At 68.5% G+C, this 25711-nt stretch carries 21 protein-coding genes; 14 read left to right on the plus strand and 7 right to left on the minus strand.

All coding sequences use genetic code 11. The features are described from left to right. Positions 1-17 precede the first annotated feature (17 nt). Both groL and BIZ42_RS07655 read right to left on the minus strand, forming a co-directional pair. Positions 18-1667, minus strand: a complete 1650-nt coding sequence (groL, locus tag BIZ42_RS07650; RefSeq protein ID WP_070426060.1) for a chaperonin GroEL — start codon at positions 1665-1667, stop codon at positions 18-20. Positions 1668-1758: 91 nt separating this feature from the next. After that, positions 1759-2046 carry a co-chaperone GroES gene (locus BIZ42_RS07655; protein WP_019183551.1) on the minus strand — a complete coding sequence of 96 codons (288 nt, stop codon included), beginning with the start codon at positions 2044-2046 and terminating at the stop codon, positions 1759-1761. Between the two features lie 293 nt (positions 2047-2339). Between BIZ42_RS07655 and BIZ42_RS07660 the strand changes: the two genes are divergently transcribed. The 5 genes from BIZ42_RS07660 (at position 2340) to BIZ42_RS07680 (ending at position 10113) form a co-directional block, all read left to right on the plus strand. After that, the gene (locus BIZ42_RS07660; RefSeq protein ID WP_070426061.1) at positions 2340-4124 is read left to right on the plus strand and encodes an endonuclease; all 1785 of its coding nucleotides are present in this window, start codon (positions 2340-2342) and stop codon (positions 4122-4124) included. 72 nt (positions 4125-4196) lie between these two features. Continuing rightward, a complete protein-coding gene (gene cutA, locus BIZ42_RS07665) occupies positions 4197-4535 on the plus strand; it encodes a divalent-cation tolerance protein CutA (RefSeq protein WP_070426062.1) in 339 nt (112 codons plus the stop codon). After that, entirely contained in the window at positions 4535-6895 is a 2361-nt protein-coding gene (locus tag BIZ42_RS07670) for a protein-disulfide reductase DsbD domain-containing protein (RefSeq protein WP_172838043.1), read from the plus strand. The genes cutA and BIZ42_RS07670 overlap by 1 nt, the downstream gene beginning before the upstream one ends. Beyond that, positions 6892-7452, plus strand: a complete 561-nt coding sequence (locus BIZ42_RS07675; protein ID WP_070426064.1) for a TlpA disulfide reductase family protein — start codon at positions 6892-6894, stop codon at positions 7450-7452. The genes BIZ42_RS07670 and BIZ42_RS07675 overlap by 4 nt, the downstream gene beginning before the upstream one ends. A 144-nt stretch (positions 7453-7596) precedes the next feature. Beyond that, positions 7597-10113: a sulfite reductase flavoprotein subunit alpha gene (locus BIZ42_RS07680; RefSeq protein WP_070426065.1), complete on the plus strand. Its 2517-nt coding sequence runs from the start codon at positions 7597-7599 to the stop codon at positions 10111-10113. 15 nt (positions 10114-10128) lie between these two features. Here the strand turns inward: BIZ42_RS07680 and BIZ42_RS07685 are convergent, their stop codons facing one another. Together BIZ42_RS07685 and BIZ42_RS07690 are read right to left on the minus strand one after the other, a co-directional pair. Continuing rightward, the gene (locus BIZ42_RS07685; protein WP_237393569.1) at positions 10129-12711 is read right to left on the minus strand and encodes an excinuclease ABC subunit UvrA; all 2583 of its coding nucleotides are present in this window, start codon (positions 12709-12711) and stop codon (positions 10129-10131) included. A gap of 123 nt (positions 12712-12834) precedes the next feature. Then, complete coding sequence (locus BIZ42_RS07690; protein ID WP_070426067.1) at positions 12835-15396, minus strand: methyl-accepting chemotaxis protein; 2562 nt, start codon at positions 15394-15396, stop codon at positions 12835-12837. Between the two features lie 309 nt (positions 15397-15705). Between BIZ42_RS07690 and BIZ42_RS19520 the strand changes: the two genes are divergently transcribed. From BIZ42_RS19520 to BIZ42_RS07700, 3 genes are all read left to right on the plus strand, one after another. After that, positions 15706-15849 carry a hypothetical protein gene (locus tag BIZ42_RS19520; RefSeq protein WP_019183543.1) on the plus strand — a complete coding sequence of 48 codons (144 nt, stop codon included), beginning with the start codon at positions 15706-15708 and terminating at the stop codon, positions 15847-15849. Continuing rightward, positions 15846-16043 carry a hypothetical protein gene (locus BIZ42_RS07695; protein WP_070426068.1) on the plus strand — a complete coding sequence of 66 codons (198 nt, stop codon included), beginning with the start codon at positions 15846-15848 and terminating at the stop codon, positions 16041-16043. Before BIZ42_RS19520 ends, BIZ42_RS07695 begins: the two co-directional genes overlap by 4 nt. Before the next feature lie 125 nt (positions 16044-16168). After that, entirely contained in the window at positions 16169-16690 is a 522-nt protein-coding gene (locus tag BIZ42_RS07700) for a nuclear transport factor 2 family protein (protein WP_156785706.1), read from the plus strand. Between the two features lie 25 nt (positions 16691-16715). Here the strand turns inward: BIZ42_RS07700 and BIZ42_RS07705 are convergent, their stop codons facing one another. Next, a complete protein-coding gene (locus BIZ42_RS07705; RefSeq protein WP_070426069.1) occupies positions 16716-17921 on the minus strand; it encodes an MFS transporter in 1206 nt (401 codons plus the stop codon). Beyond that, positions 17921-19129 carry an MFS transporter gene (locus BIZ42_RS07710; RefSeq protein WP_156785707.1) on the minus strand — a complete coding sequence of 403 codons (1209 nt, stop codon included), beginning with the start codon at positions 19127-19129 and terminating at the stop codon, positions 17921-17923. Before BIZ42_RS07710 ends, BIZ42_RS07705 begins: the two co-directional genes overlap by 1 nt. Positions 19130-19242: 113 nt before the next feature. Here BIZ42_RS07710 and BIZ42_RS07715 point away from each other — a divergent pair, with 113 nt between their 5' ends. Both BIZ42_RS07715 and BIZ42_RS07720 read left to right on the plus strand, forming a co-directional pair. After that, positions 19243-19836 (plus strand): TetR/AcrR family transcriptional regulator, encoded by a 594-nt coding sequence (locus BIZ42_RS07715; protein ID WP_070427477.1) that lies wholly within the window; start codon positions 19243-19245, stop codon positions 19834-19836. Positions 19837-19951: 115 nt separating this feature from the next. Continuing rightward, entirely contained in the window at positions 19952-20173 is a 222-nt protein-coding gene (locus BIZ42_RS07720) for a hypothetical protein (RefSeq protein ID WP_070426071.1), read from the plus strand. Here BIZ42_RS07720 and BIZ42_RS07725 read toward each other — a convergent pair. Then, positions 20159-20539 carry a helix-turn-helix domain-containing protein gene (locus tag BIZ42_RS07725; RefSeq protein WP_070426072.1) on the minus strand — a complete coding sequence of 127 codons (381 nt, stop codon included), beginning with the start codon at positions 20537-20539 and terminating at the stop codon, positions 20159-20161. The genes BIZ42_RS07720 and BIZ42_RS07725 overlap by 15 nt on opposite strands. 83 nt (positions 20540-20622) lie before the next feature. Here BIZ42_RS07725 and BIZ42_RS07730 point away from each other — a divergent pair, with 83 nt between their 5' ends. From BIZ42_RS07730 to BIZ42_RS07745, 4 genes are all read left to right on the plus strand, one after another. Next, positions 20623-21690: an SDR family oxidoreductase gene (locus tag BIZ42_RS07730; protein ID WP_216636723.1), complete on the plus strand. Its 1068-nt coding sequence runs from the start codon at positions 20623-20625 to the stop codon at positions 21688-21690. Between the two features lie 170 nt (positions 21691-21860). Then, a complete protein-coding gene (locus BIZ42_RS07735; RefSeq protein WP_237393570.1) occupies positions 21861-24656 on the plus strand; it encodes a PAS domain-containing protein in 2796 nt (931 codons plus the stop codon). Positions 24657-24795: 139 nt separating this feature from the next. Continuing rightward, on the plus strand, positions 24796-25245 hold the full coding sequence (gene aroQ / locus BIZ42_RS07740; RefSeq protein WP_070426075.1) for a type II 3-dehydroquinate dehydratase: 450 nt from the start codon (positions 24796-24798) through the stop codon (positions 25243-25245). Then, complete coding sequence (locus BIZ42_RS07745) at positions 25245-25667, plus strand: lysozyme inhibitor LprI family protein (protein WP_070426076.1); 423 nt, start codon at positions 25245-25247, stop codon at positions 25665-25667. The genes aroQ and BIZ42_RS07745 overlap by 1 nt, the downstream gene beginning before the upstream one ends. Positions 25668-25711 lie beyond the last annotated feature (44 nt).

The following is a 25711-nucleotide window of genomic DNA, read 5'->3' on the forward strand; positions in this document are numbered from 1 at the left end:
GATGGCCGGCCTCTACATCAGAAGTCCATGCCGCCCATGCCACCCATACCGCCCATGCCGCCGCCGGCTGCGCCAGCGCCGTCATCCTTCTTCGGGGCTTCGGCAACCATGGCTTCGGTGGTGATCATCAGGCCAGCGATCGAGGCCGCGTTCTGCAGCGCCGAACGGGTCACCTTGGTCGGGTCCAGGATGCCGAATTCCAGCATGTCGCCGAACTCGCCGGTGGCGGCGTTGTAGCCGAAGCTGCCGGTGCCTTCCTTGACCTTGTTGACGATCACGGACGGCTCTTCGCCAGCGTTGGCCACGATTTCGCGCAGCGGGGCTTCCATCGCGCGCAGGGCGATCTGGATGCCGTGGTTCTGGTCTTCGTTGGCACCCTTCAGGCCGCTCAGCGCGGTGACCGCACGGACCAGGGCAACGCCGCCGCCCGGGACCACGCCTTCTTCAACGGCTGCACGGGTCGCGTGCAGGGCGTCGTCGACGCGATCCTTCTTTTCCTTCATTTCGATTTCGGTCGAGGCACCGACCTTGATCACGGCAACGCCGCCGGCCAGCTTGGCTACGCGTTCCTGCAGCTTCTCGCGATCGTAATCCGACGAGGTGTCTTCGATCTGGGTCTTGATCTGGGTGACACGCGCTTCGATGCTGGCCTTCTCGCCGGCGCCATCGATGATCGTGGTGTTTTCCTTGGAGACCTGCACCTTCTTGGCGCGGCCCAGGTCCTTGATCGTCGCCTTTTCCAGCGACAGACCGATTTCCTCGGAGATCACGGTGCCGCCGGTCAGCACGGCCATGTCTTCCAGCATCGCCTTGCGACGGTCGCCGAAGCCCGGTGCCTTGACGGCCACGACCTTCACGATGCCACGGATGGTGTTGACCACCAGGGTGGCCAGCGCTTCGCCTTCGATGTCTTCGGCGATGATCAGCAGCGGCTTGCCGGCCTTGGCGACGCCTTCCAGCACGGGCAGCAGGTCGCGCACGTTGGAGATCTTCTTGTCGTGCAGCAGCACGTACGGATCGTCCAGGTCAGCGGTCTGCGACTGCTGGTTGTTGATGAAGTACGGGGACAGGTAGCCACGGTCGAACTGCATGCCTTCGACGACGTCCAGCTCGTTGTCCAGGCCCGAGCCTTCTTCAACGGTGATGACGCCTTCCTTGGTCACGCGGCGCATCGCTTCGGCGATGATGTTGCCGATCGACTCGTCCGAGTTGGCCGAGATCGTGCCGACCTGGGCAATGGCCTTGTCGTCAGCGGTCGGCTTGGAGATGTTCTTCAGCTCGGCGACGGCGGCGATCACGGCCTTGTCGATACCGCGCTTGAGGTCCATCGGGTTCATGCCGGCAGCGACGGCCTTGGCGCCTTCGCGGATCAGGGCCTGGGCCAGCACGGTGGCGGTGGTGGTGCCGTCGCCGGCGTCATCGTTGGTGCGCGACGCGACTTCCTTCACCATCTGCGCGCCCATGTTCTCGAACTTGTCAGCCAGTTCGATTTCCTTGGCGACGGAGACGCCGTCCTTGGTGATGGTCGGCGCGCCGAAGCTCTTCTCGAGCACGACGTTGCGGCCCTTCGGGCCCAGGGTGGCCTTGACGGCATTGGCGAGAACGTTGACGCCGCGAACCATGCGGGCGCGGGCGTCTTCACCGAAACGAATATCTTTGGCAGCCATTGCGATTACCTTTTTATGTAGAGCCGGGCCATGCCCGGCTGCTTGAACGGGAGGAAGTGCGGAAGCGCCGGCACGGGGCCGGCCGCATCACTCAGCCGACGATGGCGAGGATGTCGTCTTCGCGCAGAACCTTGAACTCGACGCCTTCGGACTTGTAGCTGCTGCCGGCGTACTGGCCGTAGATGACCTTGTCACCGACCTTCAGCGACGGCGCGCGCACGCTGCCGTTGTCCAGGGGCTTGCCCGGGCCGACGGCCACGACTTCACCCTTGGTCGACTTTTCCTTGGCGGAATCCGGAATCACGATGCCGCCGGACGAGATTTCGTCGGCTTCGATCGGCTTGACTACGACGCGGTCATGAAGCGGCTTGATGCTCATGTGAGACCCTTTTAAGTTGTTGATTGGTCTAGGAAAGTCTGGCGATGTTAGCACTCGCACAGGGCGACTGCCAGCCACGCTCACGAAAAAACCCGACGGTGCGGGACAGAGCAGAGATGGTGCTGGCCCCTGCCCTTTCAAGGGCAGCCGATCGGATTTTTTTGCCGGCCGGTGGTCGGACGTGAATGTTTGACGCAGTTCTCAGTGCGAAAGGTCGAATCCGACAGGGTGGCGGATGTGTCATCTGGATTGCGTAGATTCGAGCGGCACTGACCAATCACAAGGAGCCGTAGATGAGGTTGCTGACGCCGCTGTCCCTGGCCTGCCTGCTGGTACTGGCCACCAGCCCGGCCCGGGCCGATGTATTCATCAATGAACTGCATTACGACGACAGCACCCCGGCCGGGGATGTCGGCGAGGCGATCGAGGTGGTCGCCACCGCCGGTGAGGACCTGTCCGGCTACCGGCTCTACCTCTACAACGGCAGCAACCCCTCGGCCGCCGCGGTCTACGCCGACAACGCGGTCCCGGCCGGCACCGCCAGCTGCGGCAGCGCGCGGCTGGCCACGGTCAGCTACCCGACCAACGGCCTCCAGAACGGTCCCAACGATGGCATCGCCCTGGTCGATGCCAGCGGCAAGGTGGTCCAGTTCCTCAGCTACGAGGGCACCATCACCGCGGCCGGGGGACCCGCGGCGGGCCTGACCAGCCAGAACCTCCCGGTCAGCGAGACCAACAGCACTGCCCCGGGCACCTCTCTGCAGCTGACCGGCACCGGCAGCCAGTACGCGCATTTCACCTGGGCCGAAACGGCCGGGCAGACCTTCGGCGCCTGCAACCACGGCCAGACCTTCAGCGGCGGCGGTCCGACCGGCCCGAATACCGCGCCCTCGGTCACGGCGACCACCCCCGAACAGGGCGCCAGCACGTTCCCGGCCGCGGCCGACCTGAGCGTCATCTTCAGTGAGCCGGTCACCCTCTCCAGCGGCGCGTTCGCGCTGAGCTGCGGCCAGTCCGGCACGGTCGCGCTGAGCCATGCGACCACCGGTACCCGCTTCACGCTGGCCACCAACACCGCGCTGGTGGCGGGGGAAGCCTGCCGCTTCGATATCCGCGCCACCCGCGTGAAGGATGCCCAGGGCGCGCGCCCGGCCGCCGATACCCGCATCGCGTTCACCGTGGCCACCGCCACCACGCCCGACCCGGGCAATCCGGGCAACCCCGGCGAGTACTACGCGAAGGTGAACACCTCCAGCCCCAGCCAGCTGCGCTGCTCGCTGCACGAGACCATCAAGGGGCACACCGCGTATCCGTACAGCGGCTCGGGCACCAGCACCTGGACCATCCTGGAGATCGCCGACGAAGATCCCAACAACAGCGGCAACATCCTCGATGCCTACCGCAACCGCAGCTATACCAAGGTCAGCGGGCGGGCCGGCACCGGCAGTGGGCTGACCTACAACCGCGAGCACACCTGGCCCAACTCGCTGGGCTTTGCCAGCACCACCGGCGACAAGGGCCTGCCCTACGCGCCGTATACCGACACCCACATGCTGTACCTGACCGATGCGCAGTGGAATGCGGACCGCGGCAACAAGCCCTACGCCAAATGCGACAGCAACTGCGGTGAGCGTGCAACCGAATCCAACAACGGGTCCGGCGGCGGCAGCGGCGGCTACCCGGGCACCTCCAACTGGGTGCGCACGCCCGATGGCAATGGCGGCTCGTTCGAAGTGTGGGGCCATCGCAAGGGCGATATGGCGCGTGCGGTGATGTACATGGCGATCCGTTATGAAGGCGGTAAAGATGCGAAAACCGGCCAGTCCGAGCCGGACCTGGAGCTGACCGACGACCGCAGCAAGATCGTCAAAACGTCGGCCTCGCCTGCTTACATGGGCCTGCTCTCGACCCTGATCGACTGGCACCTTGCTGACCCGCCGGATGCGGCAGAACGCGCTCGCAATGAGGTGATCTTCAGTTTCCAGGGCAACCGCAATCCGTTCATCGACCACCCCGAATGGGCCACCCCGGCCCTGTTCACCTCGGCCAGGCCGGCCACCTGCCAGCTGGCCAACTGAGCCCGTCCGACCGGCGCCCCCTCGCGGCGCCGGTCGGACCATTGGCCTCCAGCGGTCCTATACTCGGCGGTCATGTCGATTGCCGATCCCGTCTTCGTGCTGTTCACCACCTGCCCCGACGTGGCCTGCGCCACGCGGCTGGCACATGCGCTGGTGGACGAACGCCTGGCCGCGTGCGTGACGCGCCTGGACGGGGCGCACTCGACCTACCGTTGGCAGGGCGAGGTCACCGAGGACCATGAGGTCCAACTGGTGATCAAGACCACCGGCAGCCGCCTGGATGCCGCGATCGCGCGCGTGCAGGCCCTGCATCCGTATGAACTCCCCGAGTGCATCGCGGTCGAAACCCGCGCCGGCCTGCCGGCGTACCTGGATTGGATTCGGGCGCAGACCCGTGAGGAAAGTGATTGATGACGCTGTTTCGTCGTGTTGCCGCGCTGTGCGCGTTGCTCGTGGTCTCCCTGCCGGCCTGGGCCGTCAGTGAAAAAGACCTGCTCCCGGTCGATGAGGCCTTCGGGCTTACTGCGCAGGCGCGTGACCGCGATCGCGTGGAGATCAGCTGGAAGATCGCCCCGGGTTATTACCTGTACCGCCACCGCACCACGGTCAAGGCCGAGGCCGGCTTCGATGCCGAGGCGCTGCAGCTGCCGGCCGGCAAGAAGCACCACGATGACTTCTTCGGCGAGGTGGAAACCTACCGCGAGCGCCTGACCGGTGTCCTGCCCGGCAAGGCCGCCGACGGCGCCGACACCGTCACGCTGGAAGTGCGCTACCAGGGCTGCGCCGATGCTGGCGTGTGCTATCCGCCGCAGAAGCGCACGCTGCAGGTGAAACTGCCGAGCGGCGGCAGCGGCGCGGCCAGCAGCGCCCCGGCCGCCGCCAGCGCTGCTGCCTCCCCGTTCAACAACCCGCTGGCCGGCAACACCGGCACCGGCCTGCGCCTGCCCGGCACCAGCACCACCCAGGCGCTGCCGCTGCCCTCCGAACGCGCGTTCGGCTTCGATGCGATCGTCGGCGATGGCAATACCGTGCTGCTGCGTTTCACCCCGGCGCCGGGCTACTACCTGTATCGCGACCGCACCTCGCTGGCGCTGGAAGGCGCCCCGGGCATCCGCGCGGACAAGCCCAAGTGGCCGGCTGCCAAATCGCACCGCGATGAACACTTCGGCGATGTCGCGGTGTATTTCGACCAGATCGATGTACCGCTGCCCCTGCGCCGCAGCACCGCCGGTGCGACCGACGCCACGCTGGTGATCACCTTCCAGGGCTGCCAGACCGATGGCATCTGCTACCCGCCGATGACGCGCCGGGTGAAGCTGGCGCTGCCGGCAGGCACGATCAACGCCAAGGCCGATGAGGTCGCGCAGAAGACCGAGGTCATCGCCCCCCTGCCCAATCGCGACAAGCGCGACCAGGCCCGCAGCGACGCCGGCAGCCAGCCGATGCTGATCCGCCCGAACGAACCGGCGCTGGCCGTGCCCGGCGATACCGCCACCCCGCCCGATGCCAGTGCCGACAACGCGCAGCGCACCCCGCCGCCGGTGGCACCGGCCGCCGCGCCCGGCAACCTGCTGGTGCTGCTGCTGTTCGCCGTGGCCGGCGGCCTGATCCTCAACCTGATGCCGTGCGTGCTGCCGATCCTGTCGCTGAAGGTGCTGGGCGTGGCGCAGAGTGGCGAGAGCCGCCAGCGCGCGCGCAGCCATGCGCTCTGGTACACCGCCGGCGTGCTGGTGGCCTTCGCTGCCATCGGCGCCCTGGTGATCGCGCTGCGGGCGGCCGGCCAGGCCGCGGGATGGGGCTTCCAGTTGCAGCACCCGTGGTTCATCGCCGCGCTGGTGTACCTGATGTTCGCCGTGGGCCTGAGCCTGTCGGGCGTGTTCACCCTCGGCGGCAGCCTGGGTGGCATGGGCCAGTCGCTGGCCTCGCGCAGCGGTCCGGTCGGCGATTTCTTCACCGGCGTGCTCGCCTGCGTGGTGGCCAGCCCGTGCGTGGCTCCGTTCATGGGGCCGGCCCTGGCCTACGCCTTCGCGGCACCCGGCCTGCAGGCGATGCTGGTGTTCCTGGCGCTCGGCCTGGGCCTGGCGCTGCCATTCCTGCTGATCGGCTTCGTGCCCTCGCTGGCGCGCCGCCTGCCGCGCCCCGGTGCGTGGATGGAAACCCTCAAGCTGGTGCTGGCCTTCCCGATGTACGGCACCGCGATCTGGCTGCTGTGGGTGCTGGGCAAGCAGCGCGGCGTGGACGCCATGGCCCTGGTGCTGGGCGGCCTGGTGATCCTGTCGCTGGCCCTGTGGTGGTTCGAGCGCAGCCGCTGGCGCAGCCAGCGCGTGGGTGGCCTGCTGGCCCTGCTGTTGGTGCTCGGCGCGCTGTATCCGATCTGGGGCGTGACCCGCCTGGATCCGCCGGCCAAGGCCGCACAGTCGGCCAGCGACAACGTGGTGGAGTACTCGCCGCAGATGCTGGACCGCCTGCGCCAGGACAACCGCGTGGTGTTCGTCAACATGACCGCCGACTGGTGCGTGACCTGCAAGGCCAACGAGCGCGCGGTGCTGGGCACCGACGCCTTCCGCGATACGTTGCGGCGGACCAACGCGGTCTACATGCGCGGCGACTACACCAATGTCGACCCGCAGATTACCGCCTTCCTGGATGAGCACAAGGCCGTCGGCGTGCCGCTTTACGTGGTCTACGGCCCGGGCGCCCCGCCCACCGTGCTGCCGACCGTGCTGACCCAGGCGCTGGTGGAAGAAGCGCTGCTGCGGACCGCGCGATGAGCCTGCGGCCACCACGGCGGACGGTCGTGGTGGTCGTGATCGCGGCCGTGCTGGGCATCGGCGCCGGCGTCTGGTTCGCCGGGCATGACGAGCGCCCGGCCACTGCCCCGCCACCGCCACGGCCGGCGGTGGTCGCGGCCCAACCGGGGGATCCGATGCCGGCGATCACCCTGCCGGACCTCCAAGGGAAACCGCAGGACCTGGCCAGCTTCCACGGGCGTCCGCTGCTGATCAATGTCTGGGCCAGCTGGTGCGGCCCCTGCGTGGAGGAAATGCCCGCGCTGACCGCCTTTGCCGACGCCCAGGGCGCTACCGGCGTGCAGGTGCTCGGGCTGGCGCTGGATACGCCCGAGGGCGTGCGCGATTTCCTGACCCGCGTACCGGTCGCCTATCCGATCGTACTCGATACCCCCGGGCCGGCCGATGCCAGCGTGCGGCTGGGCAATGCGCAGGGGCTGCTGCCGTATTCCGTGCTGATCGACGCGCAGGGGCGCATCGTGAAACAGAAGCTGGGGCCGTTTGCGGCCGGCGAAATCGAGGCCTGGGCAACGCCCTGACGCGCTTGGGCGAAGTGGCTGTTTGATCGGGGGCCCTACGGGCCCGACCTGGGCTATTGACCGCCTCCGGCCTGCGCCCAACAATGACGAGATCCATTCTCATCCACCGCCGGGCGCGCTTCGCCTTGCCGCCGGACCGCCCCCATGTTGAAGACCATCATTTTCCAGCTGCACTGGCTGCTGGGCATTACCGCTGGCACCGTGTTGGCGGTGATGGGCCTGAGCGGGGCCACGCTGGCCTTTGAAGACGAGATCATGCGCGCGGCCAACCCGGCCCTGGCGCAGGTGGTGCAGCGGCACGCGGCGGGCGAGCAGCCACTGGCCCTGACAGAGCTGCTGCCACGGCTGCAGCAGGGCATGCCACAGCCGCTGCAGCGGCTGCGCGTGGACGCCACCGGGCAGCGCCTGTCGGTGGCGCGTTTCGAAGGCGGCCAGGCGAATTGGCGCTATTTCGATCCGTACACCGGCACCGTGCTCACCGGGCTGAAGGGGCTGGACTTCTTCGCCTTCGTCGAGGATCTGCATCGCCACCTGGTCAGCGGTGAGCGCGGCAGCCTGATCACCGGCAGCTGCGCGATCGCGCTGGTGTTTTTCTGCCTGTCCGGCCTGTACCTGCGCTGGCCGCGGCGCTGGTGGCACTGGCGCACCTGGCTGGCGGTGGAGTGGGCGCGCAGCGGGCGCAGTTTCCTGTGGAGCCTGCACTCGGTGGTCGGCACCTGGGTGCTGCTGGTCTACCTGATGATCGCGCTGACCGGGCTGTGGTGGTCGTTCGACTGGTACCGCAAGGGCGCAACCGCATTGCTGGGCGGCCCCGCGGCCGAGCAGACCGCGCCGCGCACCCGTGGCGGCCCACTGGACCTGCACAAGGTGCAGACCACGCTGTACGCCTTGGAAGGCGTGCGGCGCGGGTACATCGATCTTCGTTTCCCGGCCAAGCCAGGCCGTGCGCTCACCAGCCGCGTGCAGGGAAGCAACACCGCGCACGACCGCGCGCAGGACATCCTCCAGCTCGATCCGTCCACGGGTGCCCTGCTCTCCTACGAGCCTTACCGCAGCAAGACCGTTGGCGGCAAGATCATCGTCAGTGTGTTCGCGCTGCACTCGGGCAGCTTCTTCGGGCTGCCGGGGCGGATCATCGTGATGCTCTCCAGCCTGGGCATGCTGGTGTTCTTCATCACCGGCTGGATGCTGTACCTGGACCGCCGCCGCAAGAAACGCGACGTGCGCGCCTCGCGCCTGCCACTGGCGACCGCCATCGGCACCGGGCAGCCGTGGCTGGTGGCATTCGCCAGCCAGAGTGGCTTTGCCGAACAGCTGGCCTGGCGCACGGCTGCACAGCTGCAGGCGGCCGGCCTGCCGGTGCACGTCCGCCCGCTGGCGCAGGTGGATGCCGCAGTCCTGGCAGACACGGACACCGCGTTGTTCGTCATCAGCACCTTCGGCGATGGCGAAGCACCGGACGCCGCGCGTGCCTTCGAGCGTCGGGTGCTGGCGCACGCCGCTGCGCTGCAGGGAATGAGGTATGCCGTGCTTGGGCTCGGCGATCGCGAGTACGCCCGCTTCTGTGGTTTCTCGCGCCAGGTGGACGGCTGGCTGGCGGCGCAGGGCGCGCAGCGGCTGTTCGCCAGCATCGAGGTGGATCGCACGGATGCGGTGCCACTGGCCCAGTGGCAGCAGCAGCTGGCCCTGCTGACCGGCGTTGAGGACCACACCCCGCTGCCGGCGCCGGTGGCGCTGCAGCCGTGGGCACTCGGTGCGCGCACCGTGCTCAATCCGGGCAGCGCCGCCGGGGCGATCTGGCAGGTGGCACTGCACCCGCCGGCCCACGCGCACTGGCAGGCCGGTGACATCCTGGAGATGGCGCCCCGCCACGCGCGTGCCCACGTGCTGGCGGCACTGGCCCGCAACGGCCTGGATCCGCAGGCACCGGTGACGGTCGATGGACGGATCACGACGCTGCTCGAAGCGGCTGCCGCGCGCGTGCTGCCGGAGGCTGTGGAGCCACGTGATCCTGCCGCCGCAGCCGATGCCGCGCGCTGGCTGGCGCGGCTGCCGGCGCTGCCCCATCGCGAGTACTCGATCGCCTCGGTACCGGCCGATGGGGCCGTGCAGCTGGTGATTCGCCTGACCGCGCTGCCCGACGGCCGCCATGGGCTGGGCTCTGGCTGGCTGTGCGTGCATGCCACCGAGGCGGAGAGCATCGCGGCCCGGGTACGTCGCAACACCGGCTTCCATCGCCATCCCGAGCATGCCCCGATGCTGCTGATCGGCAACGGCACCGGTATCGCCGGCCTGCGCAGCCTGCTGCGCGAAGCGGACGCACAGGGCGACCGCGGGCACTGGCTGGTGTTCGGCGAGCGCACCCGCGCGCACGATTTCCTCTATCGCGAGGAGATCGAGGCCTGGCAGGCGAAGGGCCATCTGAGCCGCGTGGACCTGGCGTTCTCGCGCGATGCCGAGGGTGGCGGCTATGTGCAGGATCGGCTGCGCGCCGCACCGGAGGCACTGCGCGCATGGGTGGATCTGGGTGGCAGCATCTATGTGTGCGGCTCGCTGCACGGCATGGCCGAAGGCGTCGATGCGGTGCTGCGCGAGGTACTGGGCAACGATCCGGTCGATGCCCTGCTCAACGACGGACGCTACCGTCGCGATGTGTACTGAGCAACGCCCGGCCGCTCAGGGGAACCAGCGGCGCAGATAGCGCGCCGTCGCCCCCTGCGTGGCCCGGCTGACCTGTGCCGGCGTGCCCTCGGCCACGATCCGCCCGCCCTCTTCGCCAGCCCCCGGCCCCACATCGATCACCCAGTCCGCATCGGCCACCACGCGCAGGTCGTGCTCGACGACCACCACCGTGTTGCCGGCATCCACCAGACCGTGCAGCTGCGCCATCAGCTTGTCCACGTCGGCCGGATGCAGGCCGGTGGTCGGCTCGTCCAGCACGTACAGGTTGCTGCCGTGCTGGCTGCGCTGCAGCTCGGTGGCCAGCTTGATCCGCTGCGCTTCGCCGCCGGACAGCTCGGTGGCGGGCTGGCCCAGGCGCAGATAGCCCAGCCCGATATCCCGCAGCAGCTGCAGCGGCCGCTGCACCGGTGGCTCCTCGGCGAAGAAGGCCAACGCCTCCTCCACCGTCATCGCCAGCACCTGCGCGATGTTGCGCCCGTTCCACTGCACCTCCAGCGTCTTGGCGTTGTAGCGCTGGCCATGACAGGTGGGGCACGGCGCGTAGACGCTGGGCATGAACAGCAGTTCGACGTGGACGAAGCCCTCGCCTTCGCAGGTCTCGCAGCGGCCGGCGGCGACGTTGAAGGAGAAGCGGCCGACGCTGTAGCGCCGCGCCTTGGCCGAGCGTGTACCGGCGAACAGCCGGCGAACATGATCGAACAGGCCGGTATAGGTCGCCAGATTCGAGCGCGGCGTGCGCCCGATCGGCTTCTGATCCACATTGACCAGGCGTTTGATCGCCTTGGCCCCGTTCAAGCGGCCCCGCGTGCGTTCCATGCGGCTGGGCTGCAGCAACTCGCTGTCGGTTTCCTCGATCACCGGCTCCTGCCCCAGGTGTTCGCCCACCAGCTCCACCAGTGCCTGGCTGACCAGACTGGACTTGCCCGAGCCGGAGACGCCGGTGACTGCGGTGAACGCACCAAGCGGAAAGCGCGCCTCCACGCCATGCAGATTGTTGCGGTGGACGCCCTGCAGGCCCAGCCAGCCGGACGGCGCGCGCGGCGTGCGGCGCGTGCCGGTGGCGTCCTGGAACAGATACGGCGCAGTGACCGAGGCTTTGACCGTGCGCAGGCCGTCCGGCGGCCCGCTGTAGAGCACCTGGCCGCCATGCTGCCCCGCGCCGGGGCCGACATCCACCAGCCAGTCCGCGCGGCGCAGCATCTCCAGATCATGCTCGACCACGAACAAGGTATTGCCGCCGGCCTTGAGCTGGGCCAGCGCGTCGTACAGGGCCTCGCCATCGGCCGGATGCAGGCCGGCGGTGGGTTCATCCAGCACGTACACCACCCCGAACAGGCTGGATCGGATCTGCGTCGCCAGGCGCAGGCGCTGCAGCTCGCCCGGCGACAGCGTCGGGGTCGCGCGGTCCATCGACAGATACCCCAGGCCCAGCGACTGCAGCGTGCCGATCCGCTCGACCAGATCGTGCGCGATGCGCTGTGCCGCGATGCGTTTCTCTTCGGACAGATCCGGCGTGCGGCGCACGTCACTGCCGCCGGCATGCGCATTGCCACCGGCGGCCACGCGCTTGGCGGTGGCCTGCCGACCTGCGCTGCGGCTGCGTGTGGCCGTAGCGGCCGGCGCATCGAAGTGGCCTTCGGCCGCAGGACGCAGCGCCTGCGCCATCGCACTGAGCGGCAGCTGCGACAGCGTGCCGATGTCCATGCCGGCGAATGTCACCGACAGCGCTTCGCGCTTCAGCCGGCGGCCATCACAGACCGGGCACTGGGCGCCGATCATGTAGCGGGCCACGCGCTTTTTCATCATCGCGCTCTGCGTGGTCGCAAAGGTGTGCAGCACATAGCGGCGCGCACCGCTGAAGGTGCCCATGTAACTGGGTTCCTCCTTGCGCCGCAGCGCGGCGCGGGTTTCGGCCGGGGTAAAGCCGGCGTAGACCGGCACCACCGGTTGTTCCTCAGTGAACAGGATCCAGTCGCGCTGTTTCTTGGGCAGCTCGCGCCAGGGAATGTCCACGTCGTAGCCCAGCGTGACCAGAATGTCGCGCTGGTTCTGCCCGTGCCACGCCGGTGGCCACGCGGCGATGGCGCGCTCGCGGATGCTCAGCGAGGGATCGGGCACCATCGATTGTTCGGTCACTTCATACACGTAGCCCAGCCCGTGGCAGTTCGGGCAGGCGCCCTGCGGTGTATTCGGCGAGAAATCCTCGGCATACAGCATCGGCTGCCTGGCCGGATAGGTACCGGCGCGCGAGTACAGCATCCGCAGCAGGCTCGACAGCGTGGTGACGCTGCCGACGCTGGAGCGCACGCTGGCAGTACCGCGCTGCTGCTGCAGGGCCACCGCCGGTGGCAGCCCTTCGATCGCGTCCACGTCCGGCACGCCGACCTGGTCGATCAGGCGACGTGCGTAGGGCGACAGCGATTCCAGGTAGCGCCGCTGTGCCTCGGCGTAAAGCGTGCCGAACGCCAGCGAAGACTTGCCCGAGCCGGAGATGCCGGAGAACACCACCAGCGCATCGCGCGGGATCTCGACATCCACATTCTTCAGGTTGTGTTCGCGTGCACCCCGGACGCGCACGAAGGCATCCGGGGCAGTGGGAGGCGACGGCCGGCGCGTGGATTTCTTCATAGGTGGACAATAGCGAACCACAGCGCCGGCTCACCGCCGGTGAAGAACGGTGAGCGCGGCCTTGACGCAGCCTCAGGCCGTCGCCCGCACACGCGCCGGCGGCGGTGGCGTCACGACGAAGGCATCCACCGCTTCGCCCAGCAGCGAGGCCTGGCGGTCCAGGGCGCGCGCCGAGGCCGAAGCCTCTTCCACCAGCGCCGCATTCTGCTGCGTGCTGCCATCCATCTGCAGCAACGTCTGGCTCACCTGCTCGATGCCCGCCGTCTGCTGCTGCGACGCGGCTGAAATGCTGGCCATGATCGATGTGACCCGCTGCACGCTGCCGACGATCTCACCCATGGTCGCACCCGCGTCATCGACCTGGCGCGTGCCGGCATCGACCTTCTCCACCGAGGCTTCGATCAGCTGCTTGATCTGGCGCGCGGCGTCGGCACTGCGTTGTGCCAACAGGCGCACTTCGCTGGCCACCACCGCGAAGCTGCGCCCCTGCTCGCCGGCCCGCGCCGCTTCCACGGCGGCGTTCAGGGCCAGGATGTTGGTCTGGAACGCGATCCCGTCGATCACCCCGGTGATCTCCCCGATCCGCCGCGAGGACAGGGCGATATCGGCCATGGTGGTGACCACCTGCGCCACCGATTCGCCGCCGCGGGCCGCAACTTCGGCCGCGCGTATCGCCAGTTGGTTGGCCTGCTGCGCTGAATCCGCGTTCTGCCGGACGGTGGCCGAGAGCGCCTCCATCGACGAGGCCGTCTCTTCCAGGTGCGCCGCCTGGCGCTCGGTGCGATCGGAGAGGTCGTGGTTGCCGGCGACGATCTCCCCGGCGGCATGGTTGATCGCCAGCGACGCCTGCTGGATGCGCGCGACGATGTCGGTCAGCTGCATCACCGTAGCATTGGCATCGTCGCGCAGGCGGGCGAACACGCCGTGGAAGTCACCGTGCATGCGGACGCGCAGATCGCCCTGCGATAGGGCCGAGAGGAGCCCCTGCAGCCCGGACAGATTGCTCTGGAACGTATCGAGCAGGTGGTTGATGCTCAGGGCCAGGGTTTTGACGAAGCCCTGCTTGTCGTCCACCGTGATGCGCTCGTGCAGTTCCCCCCGTGCGGCGGCGTCCACCAGTGCGGCGACTTCGTTTTCCACCGTGGTTTCCAGCGCGCGGCTGCGCCACTCCACCGCTGCGCCCAGCAGCTGGCCGTGGTCCACGATCGGGGTGATCACCAGCTGGTAGCGGATGCCCGCGTGCTCGATCTCGCGGCTGGCGCGCTGGCCGGCCTGCAGCGTCGGCACCAGGGTGGCGAAGGCCGGATGCAGGGCGGCAGCCGGTTGGCCGCTCCAGTCCGCGTGCGTGAGCTGCAGTTCGGCCAGCAGCGCCTGGTTGAGGAAACCGATCTGCCCCTCACCGTCGAGCACCATCACCCCGGTCTGTGCGCAGTCCAGCGCCTGGCGGGCACGGGTGTTGTCGCGCGCGGCCGCGCGCTCGGCGTCGATCCGCTCACGCAGGCGGTGCTGCATGTGGCGCAGGCGCGCGGCCAGCTGGCCGATTTCATCGTGCGGATTATGCAGGGGCAGGACGGTGTCGAGTCGATCCTCGGCGATGTCCTCGGCAAAGCGCAACGTATCGGTGATCGGGTGGCGCACCGCGCGCAGCACCAGCAGCAGCGTGGCGATCAGCACCACCGCGACCAGCAGCAGCGTGAGCGCGAATACGATCCCCATGGTGCTGGCCCGCGCGGCCTGTCGCTCGCGTGCCGCCGCCAAGGCCAGCGTCTGCGCCTGTTGCAGCGCCTGCAGCCCGGGGCCGATCTGGGCCGCGGTCTCGGCCAGTGACTGCGCTTCCACGTCCAGCCCGATGCGGGCAGCGGTGTAGGCCAACAGCGCGCCCTGGTAGTCGTCCATCTGCGTCCGCAGTGCCTCCTGTATCTCCGGCCCCAGGCGCGCCTGGCCCAGTGCGAGATCGAAGGGCAGCTTCTGTTCGCTGGCGCGATCGGTGTGCGCCGAATCGCCGGTGAGCAGCAGCAGGCTCTCCTCGCGGCGCATCTTCTGCAGCTGGGCCATCAGCGCCGGGCGCGCGCTGGCCTCGACGCTGGCCTCCAGCGTGGCAGCCGCTGCTTCCAGCTGTGCACGCAGGCCGGCATCGCCGCGTCCCATCTCGTCCACGCGGGCGTTCAACGCGGTGATGCCCTCGGCAAAGTCGGCTGCCCGCGTCGCCAACTCACGCAGCGCACCGGCACTGCCGGCATCGTGCGGATCGCGCTGCAGCCGGGCCAGCGTGGCCTGCAAGCGCTGGTGCGCCGCCTGCAGGGCGTCGCGATCGACATCATCGAAGGTGCTGGCATACCGTGTCTGCAGGCGTCTCGCCTCGGCGACTTCGGTTGCCAGCGTGGCCGCCAGCGCGGCCTCCTGCTGGTGGGCGGCGAAGGTCTCGGCCGCCCGCTCGGTATCATGCCGCGTCCAGCCGTACACCACGGCCACCGCGAACAGGCCCAGGCCGCAGATCAGCAGGCTGGCCCTGAGTTTCTGTGCCACGCTGAGACGACCGAGCCCGGCCAACCGGGACGGCGGGGCCAGACGGAAGCGGAACCGGTCGCCCAGGCGGGCGACGAACAACGACAGGCGGCGGGGGACAGCCGACATCACGTACTCCAGGCGGAAGGACGCATCGATATCGGCGGGTTTTGGATGAACTTTAGGGCCCATCTCAACCAGCGGCCGTGGCGTCGCCAGCGGCTCCCGTTGTAAGCGAGCCAGACGACGAAGTGATGACGGTCCGGCGACGAGCGCCCTGCGGCTCGGGGTATCCCTCGCAGGGACAGCGCCTTCACGGCGATTGCGCTGAACTAGCGCTGGGGTCGCGGCCGGGGCCGCTGCAGGCGCCGGTGCGCGCCACCGCGCCTTGGGCCGATCACGACGCATCAACGCCATACCGCACGGAGAGAGACCGCCATGAATGCCGCCTTCAAGATCTTTCTGCTCGCCGGTGCACTGCTGTACGGCCTGCCGGGGCTGGTGTGGTGGGTAAACCATCGGCGGGCCAAGCGCGCACGGCTGGCCCAGGGCGCGATCAGCGTCGAGGTCCGCGCGCCATGAGCGGAAGCGAAAGCACCCGGGCGCCCCTGACTGAAGAACAGCGGCAGATCCTTCGCGACATCAACGCTACGCGTCCGGTCAGCGATGAGGCGGCCAACTGGGCCGTCAAGGCCGGCTACGCCGCGCAGGCCGAAGACGGTGACATCGACCTCACCCAGGCCGGTCGCCAGCGGGTGGACTCCAGCACGCTGTAGGGGGCCACTGCCCTCGCCCGTGATTCCGTGCGCCGGAGGTCATCCGTCCGAATGACACTTGAAGGGCGTCCCGGCCCGTGCGAAAAGTGACGCCCGCTCTGGTCCGATCGAAGCAGGCACTGCCGATGAAACGCTCCCCCGCTGTTGTCGCCGCCGTGCTCGCGGCTGCCGGCATGCTCGCGCCCCTGGCGGCATCCGCTGGCGAGGAGGCCGAAGACGCCGCTGCCCTTACGCGCACCATCACCGGATTGGATGACCAGGTCTTCGACGCTTACAACCGCTGCGACCTGGAGACCTTTACCCGCTACTTTTCGCCTACCGTCGAGTTCTATCACGACAGCGGCGGGGCCACGTTCGATCGCGACACGGTGGTCTCCAACACGCGCAAGTACATTTGCCACAAGGTCCGCCGCGAACGGGTTCCCGGGACGCTCAAGGTCTACCCGATCAAGAACTTCGGCGCGATCGAGGAAGGCGAGCACCGCTTCTGCGAGGTGGCCACCGGCAAGTGCGAAGGCAGCGCGAAGTTCGTGATGGTCTGGCAGCACAAGGACGGGCAATGGCAGATGACCCGGGTGCTGAGCTACGGCCATCGCGCGTTGACCGTGGCTGAAAAGGCGGCGCTGGAGACGACAGGACAAAAGTGAGGCCTGGCAGGGTCGGTCCGCACTGTCACAGTGCGCCTGAGGGCTTGCCGGTATCCCGTTGCGCCGGTTGCATCCGGCGGCCGGCAATGCACACCACCACCGCCGCGACCGCGAAGCCTCCGGCGAGCCAGAGATTGGCGGTCAGGCCATACTGGTCCAGTGCCTGGCCCCCCATCCATGCCCCGGATGCGATACCGATGTTGAAGGCGCCGACGTAGAGCGAGGAGGCGACCTCCACCGCCCCTGGTGCGGCCTTCATCATCCACGTCATCAGGCCCACCGATACCCCGCCGTAGGCCAGCCCCCACGCCAGCAGCGCCATGGCGCCGCCCAGGCGGGAATCGCCGATGGACAGGAACAGCAACGGGGCCAGCACCAGGCCCGCCGCGATCAGCGACACCGTCAGCGGGGTACGTCGTGCTGCCACGATGCCGGCGATGAAGTTGCCTGCCATCCCGGCGGCGCCGTAGCCGAACAACAACAGCCCGACCCAGCGCGCGTCGAAGCCCGACACCGACAGCAGCAGCGGCCGCACGAAGGTAAAGGCGATGAAGTGTCCGGCCACCAGCAGGAAGGTCAGCATCAGCCCGAGCTGCAGCCCGCGGTTGCCCAGCGCGTGCCCGAATTGACGCAGGGGGGTCGCACCGGACGAAGGCAGCCGGGGCATGACGGCCATATGCAGGACGAGTACGGCACCTCCCAACAGCGCCATGCTGCCGAACGCCCAGCGCCATCCCAGCAGTTCACCGATCAGCGCACCCAGTGGAACGCCCAGTACCGACGCCGCCGCCACGCCGCCGAAGATGAGCGATGTTGCCAGGCCAACCGATCGGGCGGCCACCAGCCGCACCGCCAGGCCGCCGGCAATGGCCCAGATGCCGCCCATGCAGAGCCCGACCAGCACGCGGGCTGCCAGCATCCAGGCCAGGGTCGGTGCCAGCGCGGAGACCAGGTTGGCGATGACCAGAATCCCCAGCAGCGCGCACAGCAGCGTGCGGCGATCCACGCTGCCGGCGCTGATCACCACCAGCGGTGCGAACAGCGCTGCCAGCAGTGCGGGCAGCGAGACCATCACGCCTGCGGTGCCGGTGCTCGTTCCCAATGCGTCGGCGATCGACGTCAGCAGCCCTACCGGCAACATTTCCGTGGTGACGACCGAGAAGGTGGCCAGACTGGCGGCGGTGACCGCCCACCACGCGCGCGGCGATGTCGATTCCACGTGCGTGCGCATCAGCCTTCCCCCAGGTCGCGGTCGTCGCGCGGCCGCAACTGTCGATACGCGACCACGGCCGCCAGCAGCACCGCACCGCCGGCAGTGACCGCCAGCAGGAATCCAGCGCGCGCGCCGTACGCATCCACTCCGTAGCCTGACATCGCCGCGCCCAGCGCCACGCCCACGTTCAGCGCCGCCAGCAGCCAGGTCATGCCCTCGGTGAGCTGGCGCGCCGGTACCTGCTGCTCGATCAGCGACATCGCCACGATCATCGTCGGTGCGAAGAAGGCGCCGGCCACGAGCACCGTCGCCACAAGTGAGCCGATGCTGCCGACCAGTAGCAGCGGCACGGTCGTCAGGGCAGTCGCCATTCCACCCAGCAGCACCAGGCGATGCAGTGGCGCCTTCAGTTTGAGTGCGCCGAACAGGACCCCGGACAGACAGGACCCGGCCGCATACGCAGAGAGCACCAGGCTCGCCGCGGCCGGCTGGCCCAACTGCGCCGCGTAGGCGACGCTGACGATATCGATGGTGCCCACGATCACCCCCATCGCCACCATCAGCAGCGCCAGCCAGCGCACGCTTGCCAGGCCGATCACGGACCCTGAGTGCTCGCCGGTCGATGGCACGGCCTCGATGGGCGGCTCGGTCCTGCGCTGGGCGACCAGGGCGAAGACGCCGATCGGCAGCAGCATGGCCGCGGCAAGCACGCCGGCCTGCGGAAACAGCGAGACCGCCAGACCGACGGAGAGCGGCGGCCCGGCAATGAAGGTCACTTCATCGAACACCGTTTCCAGCGAGTACGCCGTCTGCAGGCGCGGCTGACCGCGGTAGAGCGCCGTCCAGCGCGCGCGCACCATCGCCGACAGGCTGGGCATGGCACCGGCGAGCAGTGCACCGACGAACAGCAGCGCGACCGGGGCGTGGTACCACGAGCCGCCGAGCAGGAGCAGAAGGCCGATCACGCTGATGCCGGTCGCCATCGGCAGTACCCGGCGCTGCCCCTGCCGGTCCACCAGGCGCGAGACCTGCGGAGACACCAGTGCATAGGTGAGCACGAAGGTCGCCGCGACCGCGCCGGCCAGCGCATAGCTGCCGCGCACCTGGGACAGCAGCGCGATGATGCCGATCCCGGTCATCGGCAGGGGCAGCCGCGCCAGCAGGCCGGCCAGGGTGAAGCCGGCCGTGCCGGGCGCAGCGAACAGATCGCGATAGGGGCGGTTCAACCTCTTCTCCATGGGCATGCTCACCCATTTACATACACATCGTATGTTTAAAATACTATATACATACGCACCGGATGTAAACAATCATCCGCCCCGTATGCCAGGAGATGACGATGGTTCGCCGCACCCGCGCCGAGATGGAGCAGACCCGCGCCACGCTGCTGGCCACCGCCCGCGCGTTCTTCAGCGCGCGCGGCTACGCCGACACCTCCATGGATGACCTCACCGCGCAGGCCGGCTTGACCCGTGGCGCGCTGTATCACCATTTCGGCGACAAGCAGGGCCTGCTCGCGGCGGTGGTGGAGCAGATCGACGCCGAGATGGACGAGCGTCTGAACGCGATCTCCGATGCTGCAGCCGATCCCTGGGAGGGGTTTCGCCTGCGCTGCACCGGGTATCTGGAGATGGCGCTGGAGCCGACCATCCAACGCGTCGTCCTGCGCGATGCCCGCGCGGTACTCGGCGGTGCCTCGCCGGAATCGCAACGCCACTGCATCGATTCCATGCAGCGCCTGCTCGCCGCCCTGATCGATCAGGGCATGGTCGCCGAGGCCAACCCGCAGGCCCTCGCCTCGCTGGTGTACGGCAGCCTGGCCGAGGCCGCGTTCTGGATCGCCGATGGCGATGATGGCGATGCGCGGCTGGCACAGAGCGTGGCGGCGCTCGACCTGCTGCTGCGTGGGCTGCGGGTCACCCCGCAGCACTGACCGCTCATCCGGTCAGGCCGCCATTGGATCCCGTCCCTGACCGCAGGTCATATATCGCTCCATGTGATCGCAGGGCCACCCCTACGCTTCTCCCATCTACTGAAGGAGAGGACGCATGAAGATTCTGGGTGTTGTGCTGATGGCATCGGCACTGGTGATGACCGGCTCCGCTGCGGCAACGAACGCTGCCCCGGCCCGAACCGAGGCGCTGGCCCGCGAAGCTGACGCCTTCTTCAAGGACCAGCAGCCGGGCGGCGTGGTCCTGGTGACCGATCCGCTGGAGGGGAGCCGTACTCTGCCCGATCCGGCTGGCCTGCCCTGCTCAGCGCCGACGTGAGGTCGCGCGCGGCTGCAACGCGTCCAGGGCGCCAGCATTGCGGCGCGCCCAGTCGTAGATCAGTTCGATCGGTTCGACCAGTTGGCGCCCCAGCGGGGTCAGCGTGTAGTCCACCGAGGGCGGCACGGTGGGGTACTCGGTGCGCAGCACGATTCCCGCATGCTCCATGTCACGCAGCGTCTGGATCAGCATCTTCTTGGAGACGGCCGGCAGGCTGCGGTGCAGCGCGTTGCTGCGGGCGGTACCGTCATGCCGCACGGCCAGGGTGTGCAGCACCATCGAGGTCCACTTGGTGCTGAACAGCTCCAGCACCCGCCGGGGGGCGCAATCCTCTCGCCAGTGCTCTTCGGGAGTACCCGTTTTCATGTGTGGTTACCGTTTGGTGCCTTCTTTCGAGGCGTACCTGGATATCCTAAGGTGTGCGCCTGTAAAGCAATGAAAGAGGCGACATCGTGAGGCAGAAAGCGTTGGTGGTCGGTGCAACGGGCATCGTGGGCAGTGCACTGATACAACGGCTGCTGCAGGAGGGCTGGGAAGTTCACGGCCTGGCCCGTCGGCCCGATTCGCTGCCCGCCGGCGCCCACGGCGTCTGTGCCGACCTGCACGATGCGCAGGCCACGCGCGCCGCGCTGTCCGGACTGGCACCCACGCACGTGTTCATCACTACCTGGTCCCGGCAGGCCAACGAGGCCGAGAACATCCGGGTGAACGGCGCGATGGTGCGTCACCTGCTGCAGGCCCTGGCGCCGGCTGGCACAGTGCAGCACGTAGCGCTGGTGACGGGCCTGAAACACTACCTCGGCCCGTTCGAGGCGTACGCGCAGGGCAACCTGCCGCAGACGCCCTTCCGTGAAGAACAACCGCGCCTGCCCGTGGACAACTTCTACTACGCGCAGGAGGACGAGGTGTTTGCCGCCGCCGCCCGCGATGGCTTCCAGTGGAGCGTGCACCGTCCGCACACGGTGATCGGCGCGGCGGTGGGCAATGCGATGAACATGGGCACGACCCTGGCCGTGCACGCGAGCCTGTGCAGGCACACCGGGCGCCCGTTCCAGTTCCCCGGTTCGCTCGCCCAATGGGAGGGGCTGACCGACATGACCGATGCCGGGCTGCTGGCGCGTCATCTGCTGTGGGCCACGCAGACACCGGCCGCCGCCAACCAGGCCTTCAACGTGGTCAACGGCGATGTGTTCCGGTGGCGCTGGATGTGGGGCCGGATCGCGGCGTGGTTCGATATCGAGGCCGTACCCTTCAGTGGCCACGTGCGGCCGCTGGCGGCGCAGATGGCCGACGATGCCGCGCCCTGGTCCGCACTGGCCGCCACGCACGGTCTGGCAGAGCCGGATATCCATCGGCTGATCTCGCCCTGGCACACCGATGCCGATCTCGGGCGCCCGCTGGAGGTGATCACGGACATGTCCAAAAGCCGCCGGATGGGCTTCCTGGACTACCAGCCCAGCGACGATGCGTTCTTCGACCTGTTCGCCCGCCTGCGGGCGGCGCGCCTGATCCCCTGATCGAGCCGGAGCCACGGGCGACCGACGGGATCCAGCCCGGGCAGCGGGGGCGAACGGGGGGGTGTTCCAAAGCGGCGCCCGGCAGCGATACCCTATCGTTGCCGCCCCGTGTCGCCTGCAGTACGGGCCACCGGGTTCCGGACCCGCCCCCCGCCGATCGCAGGTACCGCTTGAGTTCTTCACCTTCCCCCGGCTCCCACCGCGAGCGGGATTCCGAGCGCGTCAAGATGGCGCTGGCCGCCGGCGCGATCATCGGCACCTGGTTCTGGGACGTGGCCCGGGACAACCTCACGGTGGACGATGCCCTCGCCCTCGCCCATGGCCTGGACCCTGCCCTGGCGCGCACCGAACTGCGGCTGGAACAGGTGGTCGCCGCCGTTCATCCCGACGACCGCGCCGGCCTGGCCGATGCGATCGCCGAGGCGGTCCGCCGGGGCGGTCGCTATGCGCACCAGTACCGTACCCGCGGCCCGGACGGCGCGTACCGCTGGATCGAAGCGATCGGCCGGGTGGATCTCGATGCGCAGGGAGAGGCCATCGGCTTCCCCGGCGTGCTCATCGATATCGACGAACGCCGCCGGATCGAAGCCGAGCGGGACCAGGCACAGACCCTGCTGCGCTCCTTCGTCGAGGCAGCGCCCGGCGTGGTGTATGCCAAGGACCGCCAGGGCCGGATCCTGATCGGCAACCGCGGCACCACCGACCTCATCGGCCTGCCGCCGGAAGTGTACGTGGGCCGCACCGATGCCGAACTGCTGAACGACCCTGCCCAGGCCGCCACGGTCATGGCCACCGACGAGCGGGTCATGGCCAGCGGGCAGACCGAGCAGCTTGAAGAGGAAGTGAGCTTTCCCGATGGCCGGCGCGCCTACTGGCTGTCGACCAAGTCACCGTTGCGTGACGCCGACGGCACCGTGGTCGGCCTGGTCGGCACCTCGCTGGACATCACCGACCGCAAGGCCGCCGAGGCCCGCCACCTGGAAGTGGAGGAGCGCTATCGGCTGGCCGCCCAGGCCACCAACGATGCGATCTGGGACTGGCGGATCTCCGATGGCCATGTGATCTGGAACGAGGCGCTCACCACCCTGTTCGGCCATCCCCTGGCCGAGACCACGGCGCAGTGGTGGCTGGACCACATCCATCCCCATGACCGTGCGCGCGTCGATGCCGACATCCATGCGGTGATCGAAGGCGGCGGGACGGGCTGGAACAGCGAGTACCGGTTCCGGCGCGCCGATGGCAGCTTTGCGCCGGTGCTCGACCGCGGCACCGTATTGCGTGGCGGCGTGGGTGAGCCGCTGCGGATGATCGGCGCGATGCTCGACCTGACCGTCCGCAACACCGCCGAAGCTGCGCTGGCCAAGAGCGAGGAACGCCTGCGCTTTGCCACCGAGGCCGGTGACATGGGCTTCTGGGATGTCGACCTGGTCCGCGATGAACTGATCTGGCCGGCACGGACCAAGGCGATGTTCGGCATCTCGCCCGGGGTGGCAGTGACGTTGCGCGACTTCTACGACGGCATCCATCCCGATGACAGCGAGGCAACCTTCGCGGCCTTCGCCGCCGCGGCCGACCCGGCCCGGCGCGCGCTCTACGACGTGGAGTACCGCACCGTCGGCAAGGAAGACGGTGTCGTGCGCTGGGTGGCGGCAAAGGGGCGTGGCCATTTCGAAGGCGACCGCTGCGTGCGGGTGGTCGGCGTGGCGATCGAGATCACGGCGCGCAAGCTCGCCGACGCACGCCTGCATGAATTGAACGAACACCTCGAGAGCCGCGTGCTCGAAGAGGTCGCCGAGCGCACGCGCGTGGAAGATGCCCTGCGCCAAAGCCAGAAGATGGAGGCGGTGGGCCAGTTGACCGGCGGCATCGCGCACGACTTCAACAACATGCTCGCCACCGTGATCGGCCCGCTGGACCTGCTTTCGATGCGCATGGGCGACAGCGATCCGCGCGCCAAGCGCTACATCGACATGGCCATCGACGGCGCGACCCGGGCCGCGCAGCTGACCCAGCGCCTGCTGGCGTTTTCCCGGCAACAGCCCCTGCAGCCGGTGCCCTTGGACGTGAACCGGTTGATCGCCGGGATGTCGGACCTGCTGGTGCATTCGCTGGGCAGCAACATTCGCCTGGAGACCGTGCTGGCCGCGCAGGTGTGGTGCACCTTCGCCGATGCCAATCAGCTGGAGAACGTGATCCTCAACCTGGCCGTCAACGCGCGCGACGCGCTGCCGGGCGGCGGGCGGCTGGTGGTGGAAACGGCCAACTGCCGGATCGCCTCTGCCGCAGACGCCATGCGTGCCGACGTGCCCACCGGTGAGTACGTGCTGATCACCGTGGCCGACAACGGCGGCGGCATGCCACCGGAGGTGATCGCCAAGGCCTTCGATCCGTTCTTCACCACCAAGAAGGTCGGCCAGGGCACCGGGCTGGGCCTGTCACAGGTGTACGGCTTCGTCCGCCAATCGGCCGGGCACGTGAAGATCCATTCCTCGCTCGGCAAGGGAACGACGGTGGCGCTGTATCTCCCGCGCCGGGAGGGGGACATCGACGCGGGTCCTTCGACAGCACCGGCGGACAGTCGCCCGCTGAGCGGTGGCCGCGAGCTGGTCCTGGTCGTGGAAGACGAACCGGGCGTGCGACAGTTTTCCATCGAGGCGCTGAGCGAACTGGGCTACCCGGTCCTTGCCGCCGACAGTGCAGCCGGCGCGCTGGCGCTGCTCGAGCAGCATCCGGACATCGCGCTGCTGTTCACCGATGTGGTGATGCCGGAGGTCAACGGCCGGCAACTGGCCGACGAAGCCCTCAAACGGCGGCCCGACCTGAAAGTGCTGTTCACCACCGGCTACAGCCGCAATGCGCTGGAACACGATGGGGTGCTGGACCCCGCAGTCCACGTGATCGGCAAGCCCTTCACGCTGGAAGATCTGGCGCTGCGGGTGCGCGCGGTGCTGGCGGAGGTGCGGTGATCCCGACGCCGGCATGCCGTGCTGGGACAGGGATCGCACGCGAATTTCAAACAATCGCTTGAAACACGCGTAACTTCGCCGAACTGGACACGATCCACCAGTTCCGCCAGACTCCGCCCTTTCCTGTTGTTCGGCACCCATGGCGAAACTGCTGGTCCTGCATGGCCCCAACCTCAACCTGCTCGGCACGCGCGAGCCGGGGGTCTATGGGCACACCACGCTGGCGCAGATCGACCAGGCCCTGCTGGCCCGGGCGCAGGCCGCCGGCCATGCCCTGGAGAGCCTGCAGTCCAACGCCGAGCACGTGCTGGTGGACCGCGTGCAGGCCGCCCGGGACGACGGCACCGCCTTCATCCTGATCAACCCGGCAGCGTTCACCCACACCTCGGTGGCCCTGCGCGATGCGCTGGCCGCGGTGGACCTGCCCTTCATCGAGATCCATCTGTCCAACCCGCATGCACGCGAGCCCTTCCGCCAGCACAGCTATTTCAGCGACAAGGCGGTCGGGGTGATCTGTGGGTTCGGTGCGGACAGCTATCGCTACGCGATGGATGCAGCGCTGACCCGGCTGGCGGCCGCTTCGGCGTGATGACGCTGCCGCGGGTCCTGGCCAGCGTCGCGCTGTGGGGCTGCCTGTGTGGCGCCGCCATCGCCGCTGATCGCAGCGCGGAAGGCATCGACTGCGCGCAGCCGAGCGGCACCATGGAATCAGACCTGTGCGCCTCGGATGTGGCCAGCGAGGCCGATACCGAATTGAACGCGGTGTATGCCCAGGCGCGCCAGCAGTTGCGCAGCCAGGCTGCCGAAGGCGCCTGCACGCACTGCGCCGATGCCGAGAAGCAGCTGGTCCTGGCCCAGCGCGCGTGGATGCAGCTGCGCGACCACGACTGCGACGCGGTCTACGCCTTCAACGCCGATGGCACTTCGCGCAATGGCGCGCAGATGCATTGCCTGACCACCCTCGCGCGCGACCGTACGCGGCAGCTGCGCGATTTCTACGAACTGCTTTGACCCGAGCGCACCGCGCTTTCCCCTCTCCACTGACATCAAGACCA

Origin of the sequence: Stenotrophomonas sp. LM091, from assembly GCF_001806305.1 — a bacterium.
Classification (GTDB): domain Bacteria; phylum Pseudomonadota; class Gammaproteobacteria; order Xanthomonadales; family Xanthomonadaceae; genus Stenotrophomonas; species Stenotrophomonas bentonitica_A.

Excerpts from the sequence above, each read along its gene's own strand:
- BIZ42_RS07680 (WP_070426065.1), top strand. The coding sequence starts at position 7,597 with ATGTTGAAGACCATCATTTTCCAGCTGCACTGGCTGCTGGGCATTACC.
- aroQ (WP_070426075.1), top strand. The coding sequence starts at position 24,796 with ATGGCGAAACTGCTGGTCCTGCATGGCCCCAACCTCAACCTGCTCGGC.
- cutA (WP_070426062.1), top strand. The coding sequence starts at position 4,197 with ATGTCGATTGCCGATCCCGTCTTCGTGCTGTTCACCACCTGCCCCGAC.
- BIZ42_RS07705 (WP_070426069.1), bottom strand. The coding sequence starts at position 17,921 with ATGCGCACGCACGTGGAATCGACATCGCCGCGCGCGTGGTGGGCGGTC.
- BIZ42_RS07655 (WP_019183551.1), bottom strand. The coding sequence starts at position 2,046 with ATGAGCATCAAGCCGCTTCATGACCGCGTCGTAGTCAAGCCGATCGAA.
- BIZ42_RS19520 (WP_019183543.1), top strand. The coding sequence starts at position 15,706 with ATGAATGCCGCCTTCAAGATCTTTCTGCTCGCCGGTGCACTGCTGTAC.
- BIZ42_RS07715 (WP_070427477.1), top strand. The coding sequence starts at position 19,243 with ATGGTTCGCCGCACCCGCGCCGAGATGGAGCAGACCCGCGCCACGCTG.
- BIZ42_RS07695 (WP_070426068.1), top strand. The coding sequence starts at position 15,846 with ATGAGCGGAAGCGAAAGCACCCGGGCGCCCCTGACTGAAGAACAGCGG.
- BIZ42_RS07700 (WP_156785706.1), top strand. The coding sequence starts at position 16,169 with ATGAAACGCTCCCCCGCTGTTGTCGCCGCCGTGCTCGCGGCTGCCGGC.
- BIZ42_RS07725 (WP_070426072.1), bottom strand. The coding sequence starts at position 20,539 with ATGAAAACGGGTACTCCCGAAGAGCACTGGCGAGAGGATTGCGCCCCC.
- groL (WP_070426060.1), bottom strand. The coding sequence starts at position 1,667 with ATGGCTGCCAAAGATATTCGTTTCGGTGAAGACGCCCGCGCCCGCATG.
- BIZ42_RS07720 (WP_070426071.1), top strand. The coding sequence starts at position 19,952 with ATGAAGATTCTGGGTGTTGTGCTGATGGCATCGGCACTGGTGATGACC.
- BIZ42_RS07745 (WP_070426076.1), top strand. The coding sequence starts at position 25,245 with ATGACGCTGCCGCGGGTCCTGGCCAGCGTCGCGCTGTGGGGCTGCCTG.
- BIZ42_RS07660 (WP_070426061.1), top strand. The coding sequence starts at position 2,340 with ATGAGGTTGCTGACGCCGCTGTCCCTGGCCTGCCTGCTGGTACTGGCC.
- BIZ42_RS07670 (WP_172838043.1), top strand. The coding sequence starts at position 4,535 with ATGACGCTGTTTCGTCGTGTTGCCGCGCTGTGCGCGTTGCTCGTGGTC.
- BIZ42_RS07675 (WP_070426064.1), top strand. The coding sequence starts at position 6,892 with ATGAGCCTGCGGCCACCACGGCGGACGGTCGTGGTGGTCGTGATCGCG.
- BIZ42_RS07690 (WP_070426067.1), bottom strand. The coding sequence starts at position 15,396 with ATGTCGGCTGTCCCCCGCCGCCTGTCGTTGTTCGTCGCCCGCCTGGGC.